General features: G+C 66.5%; 20 protein-coding genes. 17 read left to right on the top strand and 3 right to left on the bottom strand.

Going from position 1 to position 20,954, the window contains the following annotated elements:
* Nucleotides 1–185: 185 nt before the first annotated feature.
* The 10 genes from ACEWX3_RS18000 to ACEWX3_RS17955 all read left to right on the top strand — a co-directional run bounded on the left by ACEWX3_RS18000 (nucleotide 186) and on the right by ACEWX3_RS17955 (nucleotide 11,796).
* Nucleotides 186–2,861, top strand: coding sequence for an Ig-like domain-containing protein (locus tag ACEWX3_RS18000; RefSeq protein WP_374157227.1), 2,676 nt, complete (start codon nucleotides 186–188; stop codon nucleotides 2,859–2,861).
* A 116-nt stretch (nucleotides 2,862–2,977) separates the two neighbouring features.
* Nucleotides 2,978–3,604: a TetR/AcrR family transcriptional regulator gene (locus ACEWX3_RS17995; RefSeq protein ID WP_207068057.1), complete on the top strand. Its 627-nt coding sequence runs from the start codon at nucleotides 2,978–2,980 to the stop codon at nucleotides 3,602–3,604.
* 138 nt (nucleotides 3,605–3,742) lie between these two features.
* Entirely contained in the window at nucleotides 3,743–4,933 is a 1,191-nt protein-coding gene (locus tag ACEWX3_RS17990; RefSeq protein WP_374157226.1) for a lipid-transfer protein, read from the top strand.
* Between the two features lie 50 nt (nucleotides 4,934–4,983).
* Nucleotides 4,984–5,424, top strand: coding sequence for an SRPBCC family protein (locus ACEWX3_RS17985; protein ID WP_207068026.1), 441 nt, complete (start codon nucleotides 4,984–4,986; stop codon nucleotides 5,422–5,424).
* A gap of 11 nt (nucleotides 5,425–5,435) precedes the next feature.
* Complete coding sequence (locus ACEWX3_RS17980; RefSeq protein ID WP_207068056.1) at nucleotides 5,436–6,302, top strand: MaoC/PaaZ C-terminal domain-containing protein; 867 nt, start codon at nucleotides 5,436–5,438, stop codon at nucleotides 6,300–6,302.
* Between the two features lie 47 nt (nucleotides 6,303–6,349).
* Nucleotides 6,350–7,222 carry an SDR family oxidoreductase gene (locus tag ACEWX3_RS17975; RefSeq protein ID WP_207068025.1) on the top strand — a complete coding sequence of 291 codons (873 nt, stop codon included), beginning with the start codon at nucleotides 6,350–6,352 and terminating at the stop codon, nucleotides 7,220–7,222.
* A 2-nt stretch (nucleotides 7,223–7,224) separates the two neighbouring features.
* Nucleotides 7,225–8,475, top strand: coding sequence for an acyl-CoA dehydrogenase family protein (locus ACEWX3_RS17970; RefSeq protein WP_207068024.1), 1,251 nt, complete (start codon nucleotides 7,225–7,227; stop codon nucleotides 8,473–8,475).
* On the top strand, nucleotides 8,472–9,311 hold the full coding sequence (locus ACEWX3_RS17965) for an alpha/beta fold hydrolase (RefSeq protein ID WP_221363373.1): 840 nt from the start codon (nucleotides 8,472–8,474) through the stop codon (nucleotides 9,309–9,311). The genes ACEWX3_RS17970 and ACEWX3_RS17965 overlap by 4 nt, the downstream gene beginning before the upstream one ends.
* Nucleotides 9,308–10,948: an AMP-binding protein gene (locus tag ACEWX3_RS17960; protein WP_374157225.1), complete on the top strand. Its 1,641-nt coding sequence runs from the start codon at nucleotides 9,308–9,310 to the stop codon at nucleotides 10,946–10,948. Before ACEWX3_RS17965 ends, ACEWX3_RS17960 begins: the two co-directional genes overlap by 4 nt.
* Nucleotides 10,945–11,796, top strand: a complete 852-nt coding sequence (locus ACEWX3_RS17955; protein WP_221363371.1) for an SDR family NAD(P)-dependent oxidoreductase — start codon at nucleotides 10,945–10,947, stop codon at nucleotides 11,794–11,796. Before ACEWX3_RS17960 ends, ACEWX3_RS17955 begins: the two co-directional genes overlap by 4 nt.
* Nucleotides 11,797–11,814: 18 nt before the next feature.
* Here the strand turns inward: ACEWX3_RS17955 and ACEWX3_RS17950 are convergent, their stop codons facing one another.
* Together ACEWX3_RS17950 and mntR are read right to left on the bottom strand one after the other, a co-directional pair.
* Nucleotides 11,815–12,246, bottom strand: a complete 432-nt coding sequence (locus ACEWX3_RS17950; protein ID WP_207068020.1) for an SRPBCC family protein — start codon at nucleotides 12,244–12,246, stop codon at nucleotides 11,815–11,817.
* Between the two features lie 9 nt (nucleotides 12,247–12,255).
* Nucleotides 12,256–12,975 carry a metal-dependent transcriptional regulator gene (gene mntR, locus ACEWX3_RS17945; protein ID WP_207068019.1) on the bottom strand — a complete coding sequence of 240 codons (720 nt, stop codon included), beginning with the start codon at nucleotides 12,973–12,975 and terminating at the stop codon, nucleotides 12,256–12,258.
* Nucleotides 12,976–13,056: 81 nt separating this feature from the next.
* On the opposite strand from mntR, the gene ACEWX3_RS17940 reads away from it, so the two are divergent.
* From ACEWX3_RS17940 to bla, 6 genes are all read left to right on the top strand, one after another.
* Complete coding sequence (locus ACEWX3_RS17940; protein WP_221363370.1) at nucleotides 13,057–14,031, top strand: bifunctional riboflavin kinase/FAD synthetase; 975 nt, start codon at nucleotides 13,057–13,059, stop codon at nucleotides 14,029–14,031.
* A 200-nt stretch (nucleotides 14,032–14,231) separates the two neighbouring features.
* A complete protein-coding gene (rpsO, locus tag ACEWX3_RS17935) occupies nucleotides 14,232–14,501 on the top strand; it encodes a 30S ribosomal protein S15 (RefSeq protein WP_207068017.1) in 270 nt (89 codons plus the stop codon).
* Nucleotides 14,502–14,532: 31 nt separating this feature from the next.
* Entirely contained in the window at nucleotides 14,533–15,036 is a 504-nt protein-coding gene (locus tag ACEWX3_RS17930) for a hypothetical protein (protein ID WP_374157224.1), read from the top strand.
* Nucleotides 15,037–15,339: 303 nt separating this feature from the next.
* Nucleotides 15,340–17,607 (top strand): polyribonucleotide nucleotidyltransferase, encoded by a 2,268-nt coding sequence (locus tag ACEWX3_RS17925; RefSeq protein WP_207068015.1) that lies wholly within the window; start codon nucleotides 15,340–15,342, stop codon nucleotides 17,605–17,607.
* Nucleotides 17,585–18,931, top strand: coding sequence for a pitrilysin family protein (locus ACEWX3_RS17920; RefSeq protein ID WP_207068014.1), 1,347 nt, complete (start codon nucleotides 17,585–17,587; stop codon nucleotides 18,929–18,931). Before ACEWX3_RS17925 ends, ACEWX3_RS17920 begins: the two co-directional genes overlap by 23 nt.
* Before the next feature lie 6 nt (nucleotides 18,932–18,937).
* Nucleotides 18,938–19,861: a class A beta-lactamase gene (gene bla, locus ACEWX3_RS17915; RefSeq protein WP_374157223.1), complete on the top strand. Its 924-nt coding sequence runs from the start codon at nucleotides 18,938–18,940 to the stop codon at nucleotides 19,859–19,861.
* A 4-nt stretch (nucleotides 19,862–19,865) separates the two neighbouring features.
* Here bla and ACEWX3_RS17910 read toward each other — a convergent pair whose 3' ends face one another.
* Nucleotides 19,866–20,423: a DUF4334 domain-containing protein gene (locus tag ACEWX3_RS17910; protein ID WP_374159885.1), complete on the bottom strand. Its 558-nt coding sequence runs from the start codon at nucleotides 20,421–20,423 to the stop codon at nucleotides 19,866–19,868.
* Between the two features lie 46 nt (nucleotides 20,424–20,469).
* Between ACEWX3_RS17910 and ACEWX3_RS17905 the strand changes: the two genes are divergently transcribed.
* On the top strand, nucleotides 20,470–20,844 hold the full coding sequence (locus ACEWX3_RS17905; RefSeq protein ID WP_374157222.1) for a YchJ family protein: 375 nt from the start codon (nucleotides 20,470–20,472) through the stop codon (nucleotides 20,842–20,844).
* The last annotated feature ends 110 nt before the right edge of the window (nucleotides 20,845–20,954 follow it).

The following is a 20,954-nucleotide window of genomic DNA, read 5'->3' as shown; positions in this document are numbered from 1 at the left end:
CGGACCATCGGGGTGACTTCGAGATCGTGAGAGCAATGCCCCTGCACAGTCGTCGCCGCCATCCACCGAACGTGAGAACGCTGTTTCACGAGAATCAGTGAAACATCCACTTCAAGTGGACAAGCCACATCGATACCGGATAACAGAATCGACCTCAGTGTCACCGACCATGTGATGGAGACAACATGTCAACCACCCCCAACGACGACGCTCCGCTCGACGGTTCATCGAAGGGTGAGCAGGAGTCAAAGCTGTTCGACACACTGGCTTTTGCGGTCCGCTGCGGTGGAGTTGCGGCAGCCATGGCGATCGCAGCCTTGGTGACCACCGGCTATGGGTACGCGGGCGCCGATACATCCGTGACCGGGAGCTCCGACGCCGCGCAGACTTCCGAGCGTGCGAGCGATCCCGGGAACGCACCCGGCTCGGGCCTCGACAACGCGGAAACCCCCGGCTCGGCCGAACAAGACTCGTCTGATCGCGACTCCGATGGCCAGGACGCCGAGGACGACGCACCCGAGATCGACGGGATCGAGGACGCCGATGAGCCTGGGGACAGTCACGAGATCGATCAGTCCGACGAGGTCGGCGACAGTCACGAGGTCGAAGGCGGTCACGAGGTCGGCGACAGTCACGAGGTCGAAGTCAGTGACGAGAGCGACGACGGTGCCCCTGAGGGCGACGACACGACGACCCTCGACGATGAACCGGGGACCTCTGAGCACTCTGAAATCGTCGATGCTGTGCCGGAATACGCCACGGTCGTTGACGGGTCGGAAGTTCCTCTCGTCGACATCCCGGTGGTGTTGGCAGAGGAGGAAGCAACTGAGACCGGCGGCGGACCCACGACATTCCCCAGCCGAGCCGCACAGGGAGTATCGCCGTCCGCCGACGAAGTGCTTGCCGATGACCCCCGATCCGCGGAAGGGGGCAGTCAGTCTGACGTCGTCTCCGTCACGTACCTGACGAACCCCGGTGTCGGCGGGCCCCTTGCGAGCCAGATGGTTGACGAACCCGTGCAGACGCTGTTCGCCTGGTCGTTGCTCGGCTGGGTCCGGCGCAACTTTTTCAATCAGGCCCCGGTGCTCGACTACGACCCGTCGTCGAACGTGCAAGGGCCATTGGGTGTGATCACCGGTGATCTCGGTGCCACGGATCCAGAGGGAGACACCCTGACCTACACCGTGATTGCCCGGCCCAAACACGGCACGGTGGTGATCGACGATGTCACGGGAACGTTTGTGTATACGCCGGACCTGGAGTATGCGATGGGCGGCGGTGTCGACTCCTTCCGCGTGCGTGTGACGGACGGCAAGCTCAACCTGCTGCATTTTTTACGTCCCGACTTCGGTATGCCCCGCTTGACCGTCGGCCTCGACGTGCAGAGCATTCAGCCGAGCGCCGACCGATTCGTCGTTCCGCTCCCCGACGACGTGGTACAGCCGCAGAATCCCACCTACACCCACGACGGCACGGCGCTCATCTTCCGCGCGACGCCGGCGGGGGCCACTCGAACGGAGATCTATCGGGTCGGCACCGACGGGTCCGGATTGCAGTGCCTGACCTGCGGTCTGGCACCCGAGCTCACCGACAACCTGTCGAAACCCTTCGCCTTCGACGACGGCGAGCGCATACTGCTGAGCGCAGGGACCCAGTCTGACTCCGGTGGTGAGACAGCCGACCACTACATCCTCGAGTGTGCCGGGGGAGTGAATGCCTGCGGCGCGGGCTCCCAGCTGCTCGAGATCACGGTGCCGACCAGCGTTCCCGCGAACGTCGTCGTGATCCAGAAGCAACGGGAGCTGCGGATCGCCCCGGACGGTGTGCACGTCGGCTTCACCCAACTGCTCGGATCGGGCACCGCGACCCAGCTGGTCTCCAGTGTGGGCCGATTGGAGCGGACCGATACCGGTTACGTCATCGTCGATCCCCACGTGGTGTATGTGGGCGGAGAGCTGAAGAACTTCACCTCCGACGGCAAGGGCGTGATGGTCACCGATTTCTCCGGGAAGTACGAAGCGGGAAACGCCGACAACGTCCTGATAGATCTGGCCGACGGCACAGTCACGCGCTTGACGACCAACTTGGACTACGACGAATCGGTCGATATGTCCCCGAACGGCCGATGGCTCGCACTCGGCAGTTCACGCACCTTGGACTATCTCACTCCGATGTCGCAGATCACACGGCCGACCTTCGTTCCGGCATACGTCGTGTTTCCGACCTTCCAGGCCAAGAAGGGCTCGTTGAACCAAGCGTGGGTGATCTCGGTCGAGGACGAGCTGGCCGGTGAGAACGGCATCTTCGTGGGGGACCCGAGCGGCGCGTACAACTCGGTACCGGTAGCGAACTGGAGTGCCGATGGCACAGCCGTCACCTTCTGGGAACGCAGCAAGACCGAGCCTTCCGACACCAGGTTGGTGGTCGCGACGTTGAACAACATCGACGGCGGAACCCGCCCCTCCGATGTTTCCACTCCGGACTCTTCGGGGTGGGCGCAACCTCTGTCATCGGTGGTCGTGAAGGCGACCCCCACCGAGGCGTCCCGGGCCGGCAGAGTCGGCGGTAGCGCGGTGGTGACGACATCGAAGGCCGGGAACCTCACGACAACGACGGTGACGTACACGGACTTCGAAGACGAGCAGGGCCTCATCCTCAACGGAACCGAGACGACGGTGACCAACGCGACGTTGACGAACATCACCTACAGTGCAGACATCTCGGTCACTGGTGGTGACGGCAGTGCGCGTGGCTACCTCCGCGCGGACGGGGTCAAGATCGTCAATCAGCTCTCGCTGACCGGCACCATCGAGTCGTCGCTCGACGGGAATGTGTTGGTGATGGGTTCGGCGCCACAGTGACCGCCTCGCACCGACGCGCCCGTCCCGCCGGATCGTTGGCCCCGCACCCCCCGGCATGTAGTCTGAACCAACCTTCCGGGCAGGTGGTAAGCCCGGCGGATGGGAAGGCTTGCGGGATGCCGACGGGAGTGGGGCGCACGAGGCGGACCCAGGCAGAACGCACCGCGGCGATGCGCACGCGTCTGCTCGATGCCACGGTCGAGTGCCTGGTCACCTACGGCTACGCCGGAACCACGACCCCCCGGATCGCCGAGATCGCCGGGGTGACGCGTGGGGCGCAGGTCCACCACTTCCGCTCCAAGGAAGATCTCGTCGTCGCCGCCATCGAGCATCTTGCCGAGCAACGCATCCAGACCGCGATCAGGCAGAACGGCCGGCTGCTTTCCAGTGCTGACCCGGTCGCCAGTGTGCTGGAGTTCCTGTGGGAGTCGCACCAGGGTGACATGCTGGTGGCGACTATCGAGCTGTGGGTGGCCGCGCGTACTGACGAGGTCCTCGCGCGCGAGGTCGCACGTGTGGAACCCATGGTGAACAGCACACTGGTGACGGCTATCGATCAATTGGTTCCAGATGCTATGTCGCGCAAGAAATTACGCAATGCCATCTTCACCGCGATGGACGCGCTGCGGGGGATACTGATCGTCAGTTTCGTCGATCGTGACCTCGTGGAGGCGCGGCGGCGCTGGGACCGTGCGTGTGTCGACCTGCGCGTGGTGTTCGACGCGGCGCTCGCCGCTTCCTGACTCCAAGCAGCGCTTCCCCTCATCTCCTCTCTGGCTACAGGCGATCCCGGCAACTGCTTGCCTAAATACATGCAGGCAAGTATGTTTGTTTCTTGACGCGCCCCAGCGGCGCCCAGGCGAGTGATCGAAAGGATGAAGATGCCGAATCGAGTGTTCGTGGTCGGTGTGGGCATGACGAAGTTCGAGAAGCCCGGTGCGCGGGAGGGCTGGGACTACCCCGACATGGCGCGGGAAGCCGGCACCAAGGCACTCGACGACGCCGGCATCACGTACCGCGACGTGCAGGAAGCCTACGTAGGTTACGTGTACGGCGAGTCGACGTCGGGCCAGCGCGCCGTCTACGAGCTGGGCATGACCGGTGTACCCGTGGTGAACGTCAACAACAACTGCTCAACCGGATCCACCGCTTTGTATCTGGCCGCCAAAGCGATTCGAGGCGGACTGGTCGACTGCACGCTCGCGCTGGGGTTCGAGAAGATGCAGCCGGGATCCCTGGGTTCCACCTACGACGACCGCGCGCAGCCGATGGACAAACACTTCCTGGCCCTGGCCGAGATCTCGGAAGTGTTGTTCCCACCTGCGCCGTGGATGTTCGGGGCGGCCGGCCGCGAACACATGCAGAAATACGGCTCCACCGCAGAGCATTTCGCCGCGATCGGCTACAAGAACCACAAACACTCGGTCAACAACCCCTACGCGCAGTTCCAAGAGGAGTACACCCTCGATGACATCCTCGCGGCGAGGATGATCTACGACCCCCTGACCAAGTTGCAGTGCTCACCGACCTCGGACGGATCCGGCGCAGCGATTCTTGCCTCGGAAGACTTCGTGACCCGGCACGGCCTTGCGGACCGGGCCGTCGAGATCGTCGGCCAGGCGATGACCACCGATTTCGCCGACAGCTTCGACGGCACCTGCAAGGCCCTGATCGGGTACCACATGAATGTCGCTGCCGCGCAGAGCGTCTACCAGCAGAGCGGGCTCGGCCCGGACGATTTCCAGGTCATCGAACTGCACGACTGCTTCTCGGCCAACGAACTGCTGCTCTACGAGGCGCTGGGACTGTGCGGAGAGGGCGAGGCTCCCCGGCTCATCGACGACAAGGACACCACCTACGGAGGCCGCTGGGTCGTCAATCCCTCGGGCGGACTCATCTCCAAGGGCCATCCGCTGGGAGCGACAGGTCTTGCCCAGTGCGCGGAGCTGACCTGGCAGCTGCGTGGCGACGCCGACCGACGCCAGGTCGACAGCGTCACCGCGGCACTGCAGCACAACATCGGCTTGGGCGGCGCGGCCGTCGTCACGGCCTACCAACGCGCCGAACGCTGACGCCGCAAGCCTCATCGACCGTCACATCTCGACAAGAAAAGGAACACATCATGGGACACATCGAAGCCACTCGTGACCTGGGCGCAGCCCCCGACGAGCTCTGGGCCATCATCTCGGACCCGCAGACGTGGGACCGCTGGTTCACCGTTCACGACAAGTGGCTCGAAGAGCCGCCTGCCACCCTGACCCCGGGTGCGCGCCTGACCGCGAAGATCGTCATGCTCAACATGGCGAACAAGATCGAATGGTCGGTCAGGTCCGTCGATGCGCCGACCAGCCTTGCTCTCGGAGGAACCGGAATGGCCGGTGTAAAGGCCGATTTCACCTTCACCATCGAGCCGCTGGGCGCCGGATCGCGATTCACGGTCTCCGGAGACTTCGAGGGTGCGCTTGTCAAGGGCGCGCTGGCGAAGGCGGTGGAGAAGGACGGCATGCGGCAATTGGACAAGACGCTCACCCAACTCGACGAACTCGCCTCGGCGGCGGTGTGACTGTGACCAGCATGCAGCAGGACCTGGCGTTCGACGACAGCGGTCTCGACAGCTGGACCGAGGACGACCGATTCGAGGTGACCCGCGAGCGGATCGCGGAGTATGCCGCAGCCACGAACGATCCCATCCCGGCTCATCGCGACGGCGACATCGCCCCGCCGGTGTTCGCGATCGTGCCGGTGTTCGAGTCGATGATGATGCCGACGGTGGATGTGCTGCCGGTCGAACTCGTTCCCCGCGTCGTACACGGTGAGCAGGACTTCATCTTCCACCGGCCGATCAGACCGGGAGACAAACTGGTCTCCCGCGGCAAGATGGTCGGGTACGAGGGGCTGGACAACGGTACACGCGCCGCGATCCTTGTCGAATGCCGCACTGAAGACGGCGAATTGGTCAACGAACAGTACGTCACGTGTTTCGTGCGCGGATTCAATGCCGGTAAGTCCGTCGGTGTCCTCGCGCCGCCACACAAGTTCGACGAGGCGCTGCGCGAACAGTCGCCCGTGGCGGAGGTGATCCAGCACGTCGACGAAGATCAAACCTTCCGGTATTCGCCGGCCTCCGGGGATCCGATGCCGATCCATCTCGACGAGGAGGTGGCACGCGACGCCGGCCTGCCCGGCATCATCGCCCACGGACTCTGCACCATGGCGTTCACGTCGTGGGCGGTACTCACCGAGGTCGGCGGTTCGGACGTGACACGGCTCAGACGTTTTGCGGTGCGCTTCTCGAAGATGGTGTTGCCCGGCGACGACCTCCACACGACGATCTGGCGTAAGAGCCGAGGCGCGGGCATCACGACCTACGCATTCGAAACCACGCGAGCGGGCGGTCAGGAGAAAGCCATCACCGACGGCTGGGCCGACATCGCCGACTGAATCGAACCGACCGACAACCACTGACAACGCTGACAGGAAAGAACATCATGGGAATGCTGGATGGCCGGGTTGCTGTGATCACCGGCGCAGGACGCGGAATCGGACGCGAGCATGCGCTGCTGTTCGCCGCCCAGGGCGCCGCGGTCGTGGTGAACGACCTCGGTGGGAGCAACACCGGTGAAGGAAAAGATGCGGGCCCCGCGCACGAGGTCGTCGCCGAGATCACCGACCGCGGCGGCCGCGCCGTCGCCAACACCGACAACATCGCCGACTGGGCGGGTGCCAACCGCGTGGTCCAACAGGCGATCGACGAGTTCGGGCACCTCGACGTGCTGGTCAACAACGCCGGCATCCTGCGCGACGCATTCATCGCAGGTATGACCGAACAGCAGTGGGACGCCGTGATCAACGTCCACCTCAAGGGGCACTTCGCGATGCTGCATCACGCTGCCGAGTACTGGAAAAGCCAATCCAAGAGTGGGCAGCAACCGGTCGCATCGGTGATCAACACCGCATCGGGCTCGGGGGTGACCCTGCCCAATGCCGGCCAGGCCAATTACGGTGCGGCCAAAGCCGGTATCGCTGCGCTGACGTTGATAGCAGCGGAGGAACTCGAACGGTACGGCGTACGGGTCAATGCCATCGCCCCGATCGCGCGCACCCGGCTGACGTTGGCCACCCCCGGGATGGGCGCGCTGATGGCTGAACCGGCCGACGGTGAGTTGGACCTTTTCTCGCCGGCCAACATCTCGCCGCTGGTCGGCTATCTCGCCAGTGACAAGTGCCCGATCACCGGAAAGGTCTACGCCGTTCAGGGCGGCGCGATCTCACTGCTTCAGGGTTGGCACGACGTCGACACGATCGAGACCGACAAGATCTGGGAACTCGACGACATCGCCGCACGGCTGCCGGGGGCGTGACCGTGTACGAATGGTCTGACACCGACATCATCATGCGCGACACGGTGCGAGAATTCATCGCCAAGGAGATCCGCCCCCACCTCGACGATCTCGAAACCGGCGCGATCTCGCCCTATCCCTTCGCCCGGAAGTTGTTCAGCGAATTCGGTCTCGATGTGATGGCCGCCGAGGCAGTGAAGACGATGCTGGACAAGCAACGAACGCGCCAGGCTTCGGAGACGACGTCGGAGCGGCCGGCCAAGGCCGACGGCATCGGTGAGATCGGTGCACAGGCGTCGATGGCTGCGGTGCTGATATCCGAGATCGCCGGAGTCAGCATCGGCTTGTTGTCCACCATCGGGGTGAGCCTGGGCCTCGGTGCGGCGACCATCATGAGCCGTGGCACCTTGGCTCAGAAAGAGCGGTGGCTGCCGGAGTTGATGACGCTCGACAAGGTCGCGGCCTGGGCCATCACCGAACCTGATTCGGGCTCGGATGCGTTCGGCGGGATGAAAACCAACGTGAAGCGGGATGGTGCGGACTATCTGCTCAACGGTCAGAAGACGTTCATCACCAATGGTCCCGACGCCGATGTCATCGTCGTCTACGCCAAGCTGATCGACGACAGTGGTACCGATGCGCGCCAACGACCGGTGCTGACCTTCGTTCTCGATGCGGGAATGGCAGGGCTGACCCAGGGGCGGCCGTTCAAGAAGATGGGCATGATGTCGTCGCCGACGGGTGAACTGTTCTTCGACAACGTACGGCTCGGGCCGGATCGTCTGCTCGGTGAATCCGAACAGCACGCCGGCGGAGACGGGCGTGACAGTGCCAGGGCGAACTTCGCTGCCGAACGGCTCGGCGTCGCTGTGATGGCGCTCGGCATCATCAACGAGTGCCATCGGCTGTGCCTCGACTACGCGGCAAGTCGCACCCTCTGGGGCAAGAACATCGGGCAGTTCCAGCTGATTCAACTGAAGTTGGCCCGGATCGAGATCGCCCGGATGAATGTCCAGAACATGGTCTTTCAGACCCTTGAGCGTCTCGCCGACGGGAAGATGCCGACTCTTGCGGAGGCGTCGGCGATCAAGCTGTATTCCTCCGAGGCCGCCACCGAGGTCGCGATGGAGGCAGTCCAACTCTTCGGCGGCAACGGATACATGGCCGAATACCGTGTCGAGCAGCTGGCCCGCGATGCCAAGTCACTGATGATCTACGCGGGCAGCAACGAGATCCAGGTGACCCATATCGCGAAGGGACTGCTCGCGGGATGATCACCGAGACCCGTCGGCGGTTCGGCGGGTTCGGGACGCGCGTGCTCGAGGTGCCGGGCGAGTCCCCGCCCGTCGTGTTGCTGCACGGTTATGCCGATTCTGCCGACACCTGGGTGCATGTCCTGCGCGGGTTCGGTGAGGCGGGGCAACGCGCCGTGGCGGTCGATCTGCCCGGCTTCGGCCAGGCAGGGGCACGCGCACCCGGACCTCTCGTCGACCAGTTCGACACGTTCGCCCGCTCGCTGCTCGATGACATGGGACCTGCGGTCCTGGTGGGCAACTCGCTCGGAGCCGCCACTGCGGTGCGTGCAGCGACTCGTCAGCCGGACAGGGTGGCCGGCCTGGTGGCGCTCGACGATCCGGTCAATGCGCGTCATTGGCTGGCGCGGCTGGCTCGTTTGCGCCCGGTACCCGCCTCGGTGTGGAGCGGGGTGGCCCGGATCCCGGTGCCGGCCCCGGCGGTGCGTTGGGCGACCGGCATGGCCACCAGACGGATCCTCTACGGTCCGGGAGCCGTCGTCGACCCCGGGGTGGTGCGCCGCTGGTGTGAGTCAGCTGCCGCACCCGGGGCGTTGGAAACCCTGGGCCGGTACGCCTTCCAATATGCCGTCGAGACCGACGGCGGGCACCGAGAGGTGGATGTGAGCTGTCCGACGGTGATCGTGCACGGGGCGCGCGACCGGATCATCCCGGTGCACGCCAGTCGGATTCTGCACCGACAGATCCCGGGAAGTGACCTGGTGGTCCTTCCCCGGTCAGGACATTGTCCGCAGCTCGACGATCCCGCCGCGGTCGTGCGGTTGACGATGCGATTACTGGAGAAGATCAGACGATGACTGTGGGGGAGAAAATCTCCCGCACCACGGATATGGTGCGGGCGGCGGCGGTGCTGGTCCGACGGGGGATGGTGCAGCCGACCCGTCCTCGAGATGTCCTGAGAGCCGCCCGGGTGTTGCGCCGGTTCGGCACGTTCGGTGGGTTGGCCCACTACACCGCGGCACGATACGGGGCGCGTCACGCGCTGAGCGACGACACCATCCAGCTGTCCTTCAGCGAGGTGGATGAGCAGTCCAACGCGCGGGCACAAACGCTGGCGAACCTCAGGGGTACCGGCGCGGTCGCTGATGAGCGCTCGCGCGAGGAGCCGACCGTCGTAGGTCTGCTACGGCGAAGCAGCGTCGACTTCGTCCTGGATCTGGCTGCGGCGAACAAGGCTGGAGTGCGGACTGTGCTGCTGAACGTCGGCTTCGCCGGCCCCCAACTGGCCGACGTCTGTGCCCGTGAGCGCGTCAGCGCCGTACTGGCCGACGACGAGTTCGCACCGCTACTGAGCGAGTTGGATCCCGGGATCGTGCAACTGGTGGGTTCCGGGATCGTCGAACTCGCGGCAGGTCGGTCGGTGTCGGCGCCGGCCCCGCCGGCCCGGCCGGGGGGCCTGGTTCTCCTCACCAGCGGTACCACCGGTGCGCCGAAAGGAGCTCCGCGAGAACGCATCAGCCCGCTGCAGTCGGCGCAGCTCCTGGATCGGATTCCGTGGCCGCGCGACAGCGCCTACGTTGTGGCCGCACCACTGTTCCACGCCACCGGGCTCGCCACCTGCTCGCTGGGATTGGCACTGGGCAACCAGGTGGTGTTGCGCCGTCGCTTCGATCCCCGAGACACGTTGCACGCGATCGACGTTCATCACGCCAAGGCGTTGGTCGTCGTCCCCACGATGCTGTCACGCATCCTCGACCTTCGCCCCGAGGTTCTGCACGGCTTCGACACCTCGTCCCTCGAGGTGGTCTTCACCGCCGGATCGTCGTTGTCGCCGGAGCTGTACCGACGGGCCACCCGACTCTTCGGCGACGTCGTCTACAACCTCTACGGCTCCACAGAGGTGGCCACCGCGGCGGTCGCCACCCCAGCCGAGCTTCGGCGTGCACCCGGCACCGTGGGTCGCCCGCCGGTCGGGTGCACCATCGCCGCCTACGACGACCGCGACCGGCGCATCACCGATCCCGACACCGTCGGCACGATCTACGTCTCCAGCGGACTGAGCTTCGGCGGCTACACCGACGGCCGGCACAAGAAGAGCCTCGACGGGCTGCTCTCCAGCGGCGACACCGGACACTTCGACGACGAGGGTCTGTGGTTCATCGACGGACGCGATGACGAGATGGTGGTGTGCGGAGGAGAGAACGTCTACCCACTCGAAGTCGAGAATGTCCTCGCTGAAGTACCGGGCGTCCGTGAGGTCGCTGTCATCGGGATTCCTGACCCCGATTTCGGAATGTGTCTGCGGGCATTCATCGTCCGCAGCGACGAAGCAGGTGCCGAGGCCGCGCCTGATGCGGATCGGATCCGCAGCGCAGTGCGATCGCGGCTGGCCCGGCACAAAGTACCTCGAGATGTGGTTTTCCTGGAGGCTTTGCCGCGCAACGAGACCGGCAAGGTTCTCAAGCGGGCCCTGGTGGATATGGAGAAGTCATGAGATGGCGATCTGGTGGCAGGGTGCCGAGACCGTCGACGCTCACCGGGCAGGTCGTGGCCATCACCGGCGCGGCGCGCGGGATCGGGGCCGCCACGGCGCGCGCCTTCGTCGCGGCCGGGGCTCGGGTGGCCATCGGCGACATCGACGCTGAACTCGCGCAGCGCACGGCCGCCGAGATCGGTGCGATAGCGGCCGGCGTCGACGTCACCGACGACCACAGTGTCGGTGCCTTTCTCGACGACGTCGAGGAACGGCTCGGAACCCTTGACGTGATGGTGAACAACGCCGGGATCATGCCGGTGGTCGGCGTGCTCGACGAGACGGCGGAGTCTGTACGCCGCCAACTCGCCGTGAACGTGGCCGGCGTGATCCACGGGACGCGGCACGCCGCACGGCGGATGGTGCCGCGTGGCTCGGGCCGGGTGGTCAACGTGGCGTCCGCCGCCGGCCGCATGGCGTTCGGGGGAGTGGCTACCTACAGCGGAAGCAAGTTCGCGGTGGTGGGTTTCACCGAGGCTGCCGCGCTCGAACTTCGCCGCAGCGGTGTGGAATTCACGTGCGTGCTTCCCGGGGTGGTGAACACCGAGCTCACCAGCGGGCTCCACGACCACTGGTTGCTGCGTTCCTGCGAACCCGAGGAGGTCGCCGCGGCGACGGTGCAGGCCGTCCGGCGCGGTCGGCGCACCGTCTACGTCCCTGGTCGGCTCCGCGCGATGTCCTGGGGCTACGGGATGTTGCCCAGCGCCGCGCGCACCCAGATCATGGCGATGATGGGTGCTGATCACCAGATGCTCGACGGGGACGCCGAAGCCCGCGCCGGATACACGACCCGCATCGACACCCGATGAGTCCTGCGACGCGGGAAGTCAGCAGTACAACCGCTCGAACTCCCGGATCGACTTGTCGATGTCGCCTTTGACCGCCCGCGCCGCCGCCGAACCGATCGGTCCGAACAGCGGCGCACCACCGAGGTCCATGCGGACGGTGAACGTGCAGCCCTCGTCGGTGGAGTCGACCTTCATCGACAGCGTGTAGCGGGTTCCGCCCACACCCTCACCGCTGACCGACAGCGCCGTCGGCGGATCGAACTGGCGCACCGTCCACGTGACCCGATTGCGCATGCCCTTGGCGCCGGCCACGCCCACGACGGTCGTGCCCACCTCGATCACCTCGGGCACCTCCGAGCGCCAGCCCTGGTGCATGGTCATCCAGTCCCCGAGGCTCGACAGGTCCGACGCGTGGGCCCACGCCTCGTCGGCCGACAGCGGCAAAGAACGCGACATCTCGAGCTTGGCCATTCGAGGATGCTAGGCGATGACCCAGATGGCCTCGGCGGCTGGGCTTCCCAGATCCACCGTGGTCTCGGCCGGCTCGCCCGCACCGTCCGGGACCGGTTGCGTGACCGCGACGGAGATCATGCCGGCGAAATCGCGGCGCGCGACCACCCGCAGGTGCGCGTCCAGGCTGATCCCGACGGTGTCGAAATAGCGCAGCATCTCCGGGTCGGCATCGGAGATGCGCGCGACGGTGCCGGCGTCGCCGTCCTCGCAGACCGACAGCTGACGCGCCGGCGGGGTGGGCACCTGGCCGTCGGCCGCCGGGATCGGGTCACCATGCGGGTCCCGCGTCGGGTGACCGAGCTTGGCGTCTATCCGGTCGAGCATCCGGTCAGAGACCGCGTGCTCGAGCACTTCGGCCTCGTCGTGCACCTCATCCCAGCTGTAGCCGAGCTCGCGCACCAGGAACGTCTCCATCAGCCGGTGCCTGCGCACCATGGCCAGCGCGGCGCGGCGACCGGCGTCGGTGAGCGTCACCGCGCCGTACTTCTCGTGATCCACCAGTCCTTGATCGGCGAGTTTGCGCACCGACTCCGAGGCGGTGCTGGCCGATACGCCGAGGCGCTCGGCCAGCAACTTGGTGGACACCTTTTCGTGTGACCACTCCTGCGCGGTCCAGATGACTTTGAGGTAGTCCTGGGCCACCGTCGACAGGTCGGCGGGGTCGGCGGGACTGCCATCAGGGCTCACAACTGGAAAGTTTAGGCAATCATCACCTGATCTGGGTGGTGCTGATGGGCCGGCGTTGACGGCGGGTCGTAGGCTTTGGCTGTGCAGCGCTGGCGAGGCCAGGGGGAGATCCCGACCGACTGGGGCCGATGTGTGGTGACCATCGGCGTCTTCGACGGTGTCCACCGCGGGCATCAGGAGCTGATCGGTCGTGCGGTGAAAGCCGGCCGGTCGCGCGGCGTGCCCACGGTGTTGATGACCTTCGACCCGCATCCGATGGAGGTCGTCTTCCCGGGCAGTCACCCGGCGCAACTGACCACGCTGACCCGTCGCGCCGAGCTGGTCGAGGAGATGGGCATCGACGTGTTCCTGGTCATGCCGTTCACCTCGGATTTCATGAAACTCACCCCCGAGCGCTACGTCCACGAACTGCTCGTCGAACGCCTCCACGTCGTCGAGGTCGTGGTCGGCGAGAACTTCACGTTCGGCAAGAAGGCGGCGGGCAACGTCGAGTTGCTGCGCAAGGCCGGCGAGCGCTTCGGCTTCGCGGTGGACTCGGTGAATCTGGTGGCCGAACATCACCGCGACGAGACGGTGACGTTCTCCTCGACCTACATCCGCTCGTGCGTGGATGCCGGTGACATGGTCACCGCGGCAGAGGCCCTGGGGCGCCCGCACCGGGTGGAGGGGGTCGTGGTGCGTGGCGACGGTAGAGGCAAGGTGCTGGGCTTCCCGACGGCCAACGTCGCTCCGCCGATGTACTCGGCGATCCCCGCCGACGGTGTCTACGCAGCGTGGTTCACCGTGCTGGGCCACGGCCCGGTGGTCGGCAGCGTCACCCCGGGCGAGCGCTACCAGGCGGCCGTCTCGGTCGGCACCAACCCGACGTTCTCCGGACGTACCCGCACCGTTGAGGCGTTCGTCCTGGACACCACCGCCGACCTGTACGGCCAACATGTGGCGGTCGACTTCGTGGCCCGGTTGCGGGGCCAGGAGAGGTTCGACTCGGTGGACGACCTGGTGGCGGCGATGAGTGCGGACACCGAGCGCGCCCGGACCATCCTGTCTGCCCACTGACTCGCGGGTTCTGATGCGCGGCCCTGTCTGCGCGGCCCGCCGCGGTGTCTGTCTGCGCGGCCCGCCGCGGTCGATTCGGTGGCACCGCAATCCGCTGCTAAACTCCCTGCCGACCCGGCGCGCGCTGCAGTTCGCGGTGGCCGTGCCCCCGGAGTTCCCTCCGGATTCGTGAACGCGGACCGAATTGATGGAGTTGTTTCGTGGCGCTTTCTGCCGACCAGAAAAAAGAGATCCTCGGCCAGTACGGCCTGCATGACACCGACACCGGCTCGCCGGAGGCCCAGGTGGCGCTGCTGACCAAGCGCATCATCGACCTCACCGAGCACCTCAAGATGCACAAGCACGACCACCACTCGCGCCGCGGGCTGCTGTTGCTGGTCGGCCGTCGTCGCCGGCTGCTGAAGTACGTGGCGCAGGTCGACGTCGAGCGGTACCGCTCGCTGATCGAGCGTCTCGGCCTGCGCCGCTGACCTGGGCTGTCACCTGCGCCGGGCCCCAGCAGTGCGAGCCCTGCTCATCGCGTTCGCGACGACCGCAGCGGCAGGTCTGCTGACCGGGTGCTCGTCGTCGACGCCGGCCACGGAGCTCGTCGTGGGGGACTGTGTGCAGATGGGCGGACCCCCCGACCGTCCTGAGGCTGTCGAAGCCGCGTGTGGGTCGGCGGAGTCCAACTACAAGGTGGTGGCGGTGTTCTCCGGCTCAGCCGACACCGCCGAGGCGTGCCCGTCCGATGTCGACTCCTACTATTCGATGCGCGGGTCGTTCTCCGATTCGCGCACCACGGTGTGCCTGGACATCGACTGGGTGGTCGGGGGATGCATGAGCATCGACACCGAGAGTGGGTCGGACCCCGTGCGGGTCGACTGCGGTGACGCGCAGGCGCCCCGACGTCAGCGCGCCACCCAGATCTTGGCCGATGTCGCCAACGCCGATCAGTGCGCCAGCGGCGTCGGCTACCCCTACGAGGAGCGTGCCTTCACCGTGTGCGTGGAGGACGTGACCTGAACCGGAGGGATTAGGGGTTTGCGGTGTACCGGGATGTACCATGGGTGCGTTCGGCTGCCGCAGGCGCGAACAACCGGGTGCGGTCTTCGCAGATCCGCAGGGACCGTTCCCGCGTGACACGACAGGAACCGCCCGATCGCGCGGTCTTCGGTAGTGGCTGCCGGAGAGAACTCCGGCCGCTTCGATCGACGGCCGTCGACGCATCTGGGCTGGGGCTGCTCCGGGTTGACCCGGAGGCGGGACTTCGCGCGTGCCCACGCAAAACAGTTGAATGATGACCCCAGAGAGGCCGTACGGACGTTTATGTCTGTCGTAGAAATTGATGAAGGCGTGTTCGAATCGACCGCCGTGATCGACAACGGGAGCTTCGGCACCCGCACCATCCGCTTCGAGACCGGGCGGCTGGCCCAGCAGGCCGCCGGCGCAGTCGTCGCCTACCTCGACGACGAAACCATGCTCCTGAGCGCGACCACCGCCAGCAAGAGCCCGAAGGACCACTTCGACTTCTTCCCCCTGACCATCGACGTCGAGGAGCGGATGTACGCCGCGGGCCGCATCCCCGGTTCGTTCTTCCGGCGTGAAGGCCGGCCGTCCACCGACGCGATCCTGACCTGCCGCCTGATCGACCGTCCGCTGCGCCCCACGTTCGTCTCCGGGCTGCGCAACGAGATCCAGGTCGTCGTGACGGTGCTGAGCCTGGACCCCAAGGATCTCTACGACGTGTTGGCGATCAATGCCGCCTCGGCGTCGACGCAGATCTCCGGCCTGCCGTTCTCCGGGCCGGTCGGCGGTGTACGGGTCGCCCTCATCGACGGCCAGTGGGTCGCGTTCCCGACCGTCGAGCAGCTCGAGCGCGCCGTGTTCGACATGGTCGTCGCCGGCCGCAAGGTCGAGGAGTCCGATGACGTCGCGATCATGATGGTCGAGGCCGAGGCCACCGAGAACGTGATCGAACTGGTGGCCGGCGGTGCCGGTGCACCCACCGAGGCCGTGGTGGCCGAGGGGCTCGAGGCGGCCAAGCCGTTCATCGCGACGCTGTGTGACGCGCAGGCCGAGCTGGCCGGCAAGGCCGGCAAGGAGACCGCCGAGTATCCGCTGTTCCCCGAGTACGGCGAGGACGTGTACTACTCCGTCGCCTCGGTGGCCACCGATGCGCTGTCCGAAGCGCTGGCCATCGCGGGCAAGAACGAGCGCAACGAGCGCACCGACGAGATCAAGGTCGAGGTGCTCGACCGGCTGGCCGAGCAGTACACCGGCCGCGAGAAGGAGATCGGTGCGGCGTTCCGGTCGCTGACCAAGAAGCTCGTCCGCCAGCGCATCCTGACCGATCACTTCCGCATCGACGGTCGCGGCATCACCGACATCCGCGCCCTGTCGGCCGAGGTCGCCATCATCCCGCGGGCGCACGGCAGCGCGTTGTTCGAGCGCGGCGAGACCCAGATCATGGGTGTGACCACGCTGGACATGATCAAGATGGCCCAGCAGATCGACTCGCTGGGGCCCGAAACCAGCAAGCGCTACATGCACCACTACAACTTCCCGCCGTTCTCGACCGGTGAGACCGGCCGGGTCGGCTCGCCCAAGCGCCGCGAGATCGGCCACGGAGCGCTGGCCGAGCGGGCGCTGGTCCCCGTGCTGCCCAGCGTCGAGGAGTTCCCGTACGCGATCCGCCAGGTCTCCGAAGCGCTCGGCTCGAACGGGTCGACGTCGATGGGCTCGGTGTGCGCCTCGACACTGTCGCTGCTCAACGCCGGCGTGCCGTTGAAGGCGCCGGTCGCGGGCATCGCGATGGGCCTGGTCTCCGACGACGTGGAAGTGGAAGGCGGCGGTGTCGAACGGCGCTTCGTCACGCTGACCGACATCCTCGGCGCCGAAGATGCGTTCGGCGACATGGACTTCAAGTGTGCCGGCACCAAGGACTTCGTCACCGCGCTGCAGCTCGACACCAAGCTCGACGGCATCCCCTCCAAGGTGCTGGCCGGTGCGCTGGCGCAGGCCAAGGATGCGCGGATCACGATCCTCGAGGTCATGGCCGAGGCGATCGACGAGCCCGACGAGATGAGCCCGTACGCCCCGCGGATCACGACGATCAAGGTGCCGGTCGACAAGATCGGCGAGGTCATCGGACCCAAGGGCAAGATGATCAACTCGATCACCGAGGAGACCGGCGCCCAGATCTCCATCGAGGACGACGGCACGGTGTTCGTCGGCGCGGCCGACGGGCTTTCGGCGCAGGCCGCGATCGACAAGATCAACGCGATCGCCAATCCGCAGTTGCCCAAGACCGGTGAGCGGTTCCTGGGCACCGTGGTCAAGACCACCGATTTCGGTGCGTTCGTGTCGCTGCTGCCCGGGCGTGATGGTCTCGTGCACATCTCGAAGCTGGGCCGCGGCAAGCGGATCGCCAAGGTCGACGATGTCGTCAAGGTCGGTGACAAGCTGCGGGTCGAGATCGCCGACATCGACAATCGCGGCAAGATCTCGCTGATTCTCGTCGACGAGGACGCCGACACCGAGAAGGCGGACAGCCCGGCTGACGCTCCTGTTGATGCCGCGACCGCCAGCAACTAGAGCGACAGCGCTGCGACGCGGGCGCCGCGGCGAGGACACCACCGCCGCGGTGCGCCGCACCGAACTCCCCGGCGGTCTTCGGGTGGTCACCGAGCACATCCCGTCGGTGCACTCCGCGTCGGTCGGGGTGTGGGTCGGGGTTGGATCCAGGGACGAAGGCCGCACCGTCGCCGGTGCGGCCCACTTCCTGGAGCACCTGCTGTTCAAGGCGACGCCGAACCGCTCGGCGGTGCAGATCGCGCAGGCGGTCGATGCCGTCGGTGGTGAGTTGAACGCCTTCACCGCCCGTGAACACACCTGCTACTACGCGCATGTGCTCGACTCGGACCTTGCGCTGGCGGTCGACCTGGTCGCCGATGTGGTGTTGCGCGGGCGATGCCTGGACGACGACGTCGAGGTCGAACGCGACGTGGTGCTCGAGGAGATCGCCATGCGCGACGACGATCCCGAGGACACCCTCGGTGACGTCTTCCTGTCGGCGATGTTCGGTGAGCATCCCGTCGGCCGTCCGGTGATCGGCAGCGTCGACTCGGTCTCGGCGATGACCCGCGACCAGTTGCATTCCTTTCACGTGCGCCGCTATACACCTGATCGCATGGTGGTCGCGGTCGCGGGCAACGTGGACCACGACGAGGTGGTGAGCCTGGTGCGTGAGCACTTCGGCCCGCATCTGGTGCGGGGCCGCACCCCGGTTCCGCCACGCAAGGGCACCGGCCGGGTCAGCGGTCGTCCGTCGCTGCAGCTGATCCGGCGTGACGCCGAACAGACCCATCTGTCGCTGGGTGTGCGGACGCCGGGTCGGCACTGGGATCACCGGTGGGCGCTGTCGGTGCTCAACAGCGCGCTCGGTGGGGGACTGAGTTCCCGCCTGTTTCAGCAGATTCGGGAGGAGCGGGGGTTGGCGTACTCGGTGTACTCCACGGTGGACACCTTCGCCGACAGCGGTGCACTGTCGATCTACGCCGGGTGTCAGCCCGAACGGTTCGACGAAGTCGTGCGGGTGACCACCGATGTGCTCGCCGAGGTGGCGCGTGACGGCATCACCGCCGACGAGTGCCGCATCGCGAAGGGGTCGCTGCGCGGCGGTCTGGTGCTCGGTCTGGAGGACTCGGGTTCACGGATGCACCGGATCGGGCGCAGTGAGCTCAATTACGGCACGCACCGCAGCATCCCCGACACCTTGGCCAAGATCGAGGCGGTGACGCTCGAGGAGGTCAACGCCGTTGCCCGGCAACTGCTCACGCGCCAGTTCGGCGCCGCTGTGCTGGGCCCGGTGCGCACCAGACGTTCGCTGCCCAAACCACTGCAGACCCTGGCGGACTGAGCCGGCATGACATCGCTGTCACGCCGGCGTCTGATGCTGGGCGGCTTGTCGGTGACCGCGCTCGCCGCGTGCGGTCGCGCCGAGCCCCCCGTCCGCGACGACCCCCCTGGCCGCAACGACCCCAACAGGCCGGTTCCGCCCACCGACTCCCGGATCGAGGCGCTCGAGCGGCGCGAGGGGATCATCGTCGGACTGCACGCCGTGGACCTACCCACCGGCCGCCGGCTGGCGCACCGTGCCGAGGACCGTTTCGCGATGTGCTCGACGTTCAAGGGTTACGCCGCGGCAGCTGTGCTCACCCGCGTCGACGGTGGGTTGCTGGCACTGACCGACACCGTGACGATCGCACCCTCGGAGCTGGTGACGTATTCGCCGGTGACAGAACCCCGGGTGGGTCAACCGATGACGCTGGCCGAGTTGTGCCGGGCCGCGGTGCAGCAGAGCGACAACAGCGCAGCCAACGCCCTGCTGCGCGTGCTCGGTGGTCCGCCGGCGATCACCGAGTTCGCGCGCTCGATCGGGGACGAGGTGTCGCGGCTGGACCGCTGGGAGACTGCGTTGAACTCGGCCGTGCCGGGCGATCCCCGCGACACCAGTACGCCGGTGGCGTTGGGCACCGGCTACCGCGCACTGTTGACCGGCGACGCGTTGGGCGGGCCGAGCCGTCAGACTCTGCAGGACTGGATGCGGGCCAACGAGACATCCAGCATGCGGACAGGCCTTCCCGGGTGGTCCACCGCCGACAAGACCGGCAGCGGTGATTTCGGCACCGCCAACGACGTGGGGATCGCCTACGGACCTCAGGGTCAGCAGCTGCTGCTGTCGATCATGACCCGTTCTGCCGGCGATGATCCGGAGGCGCCGAGCCGTCGCGACCTGATCGGCGAGCTGGCGGCCCTGGTGTCGGCCGATCTGTACGACGCGCAGTGAGTCCCTAGAGGACGGGCAGTGAGTCGTCGCGCCGCAGCAGGAAGAAGTACGGCCGCCTGATGCCGCGAAGATCCATTGCGCCCAAAACGGTTTGATCGTCGAGCTTACGGAAGACGTCGTTGATCGGGAGCTGGTCGTAGATCATGGTCGCGGTGTCCACGCCGCGGTAGCGGGTGGTGCGCAGCCGGGCCTTGGGACCGCGCGCCGCCAGTATCGGACGCAGCGCGGCGATGGTGCCGGCGAAGTTGCGGTTCTTCACCCCGGGAACCTTGGTGGCGACGCCGAGGCCGCCGAACGCGAGAGCGGGATTCAGTGGCCACAGCGCGCCGCCGTCGGAGGTGGGGAACAGCAGGGGGTGCACGGTTTCGGCGTCGCGGAACTGCTTGCCCCACCAGCCGCTTGCGGCCAGCATGCCGTCCAGCGGGTGAGCCGTGGGTACCTCGGCGCCATGCCAGGTCCCGATCATGAACTCCGGCTCCACGGCAGGCAGTGCGTCGTAGCGTTGCAGCGCGTCGTCGGTGGTCGTCGGAGCGTCAGGCAGAACGTCGGCGAGCATCAGCATGGCCTCGACCTTACTTGACACCCGTCAATTGAGGCACACTGTCTGTGTGCAACCCGATGGCCCCTGTCCCTGCGGAAGCGACGAGGTGTTCGGTCGCTGCTGTCTGCCGCTGCACCTGGGCGAGCGGCAGGCGCACACCGCCGAGGAGCTGATGCGCTCGCGGTACAGCGCCTACGTCGCCGGCAACGCCGACTACCTGTGGCGTACCTGGCATCCCCGCACCCGGCCGGAGGACGTGGCAGTCGGCGCGGTCACCTGGTCGCGTCTGGAGATCGTCGACCAGGTCGGCGGAGGCGTCGATGACGACGCCGGCGAGGTGGAATTCCTGGCCCACCACCGCGCCGGCGTGCTGCACGAGCGCTCGCGCTTCAGCCGCCGCGCCGGGCGCTGGTTCTATGTGGACGGCGACATCTCCGCCTAGCGGGTCAGCTTCTCTTCGGGCAGTGTGATCGACTCGATCGTCGGCGTCGCCGGTCGGCGACCTTGGTCCCTACCACCGAGCCAGGTTCTTTGGTCGGATCACAGGGTGCC

Source organism: Mycobacterium sp. G7A2 (assembly GCF_041902445.1).
Taxonomy (GTDB): Bacteria; Actinomycetota; Actinomycetes; order Mycobacteriales; family Mycobacteriaceae; genus Mycobacterium.
This window is presented reverse-complemented; position numbering and strand designations above follow the sequence as displayed.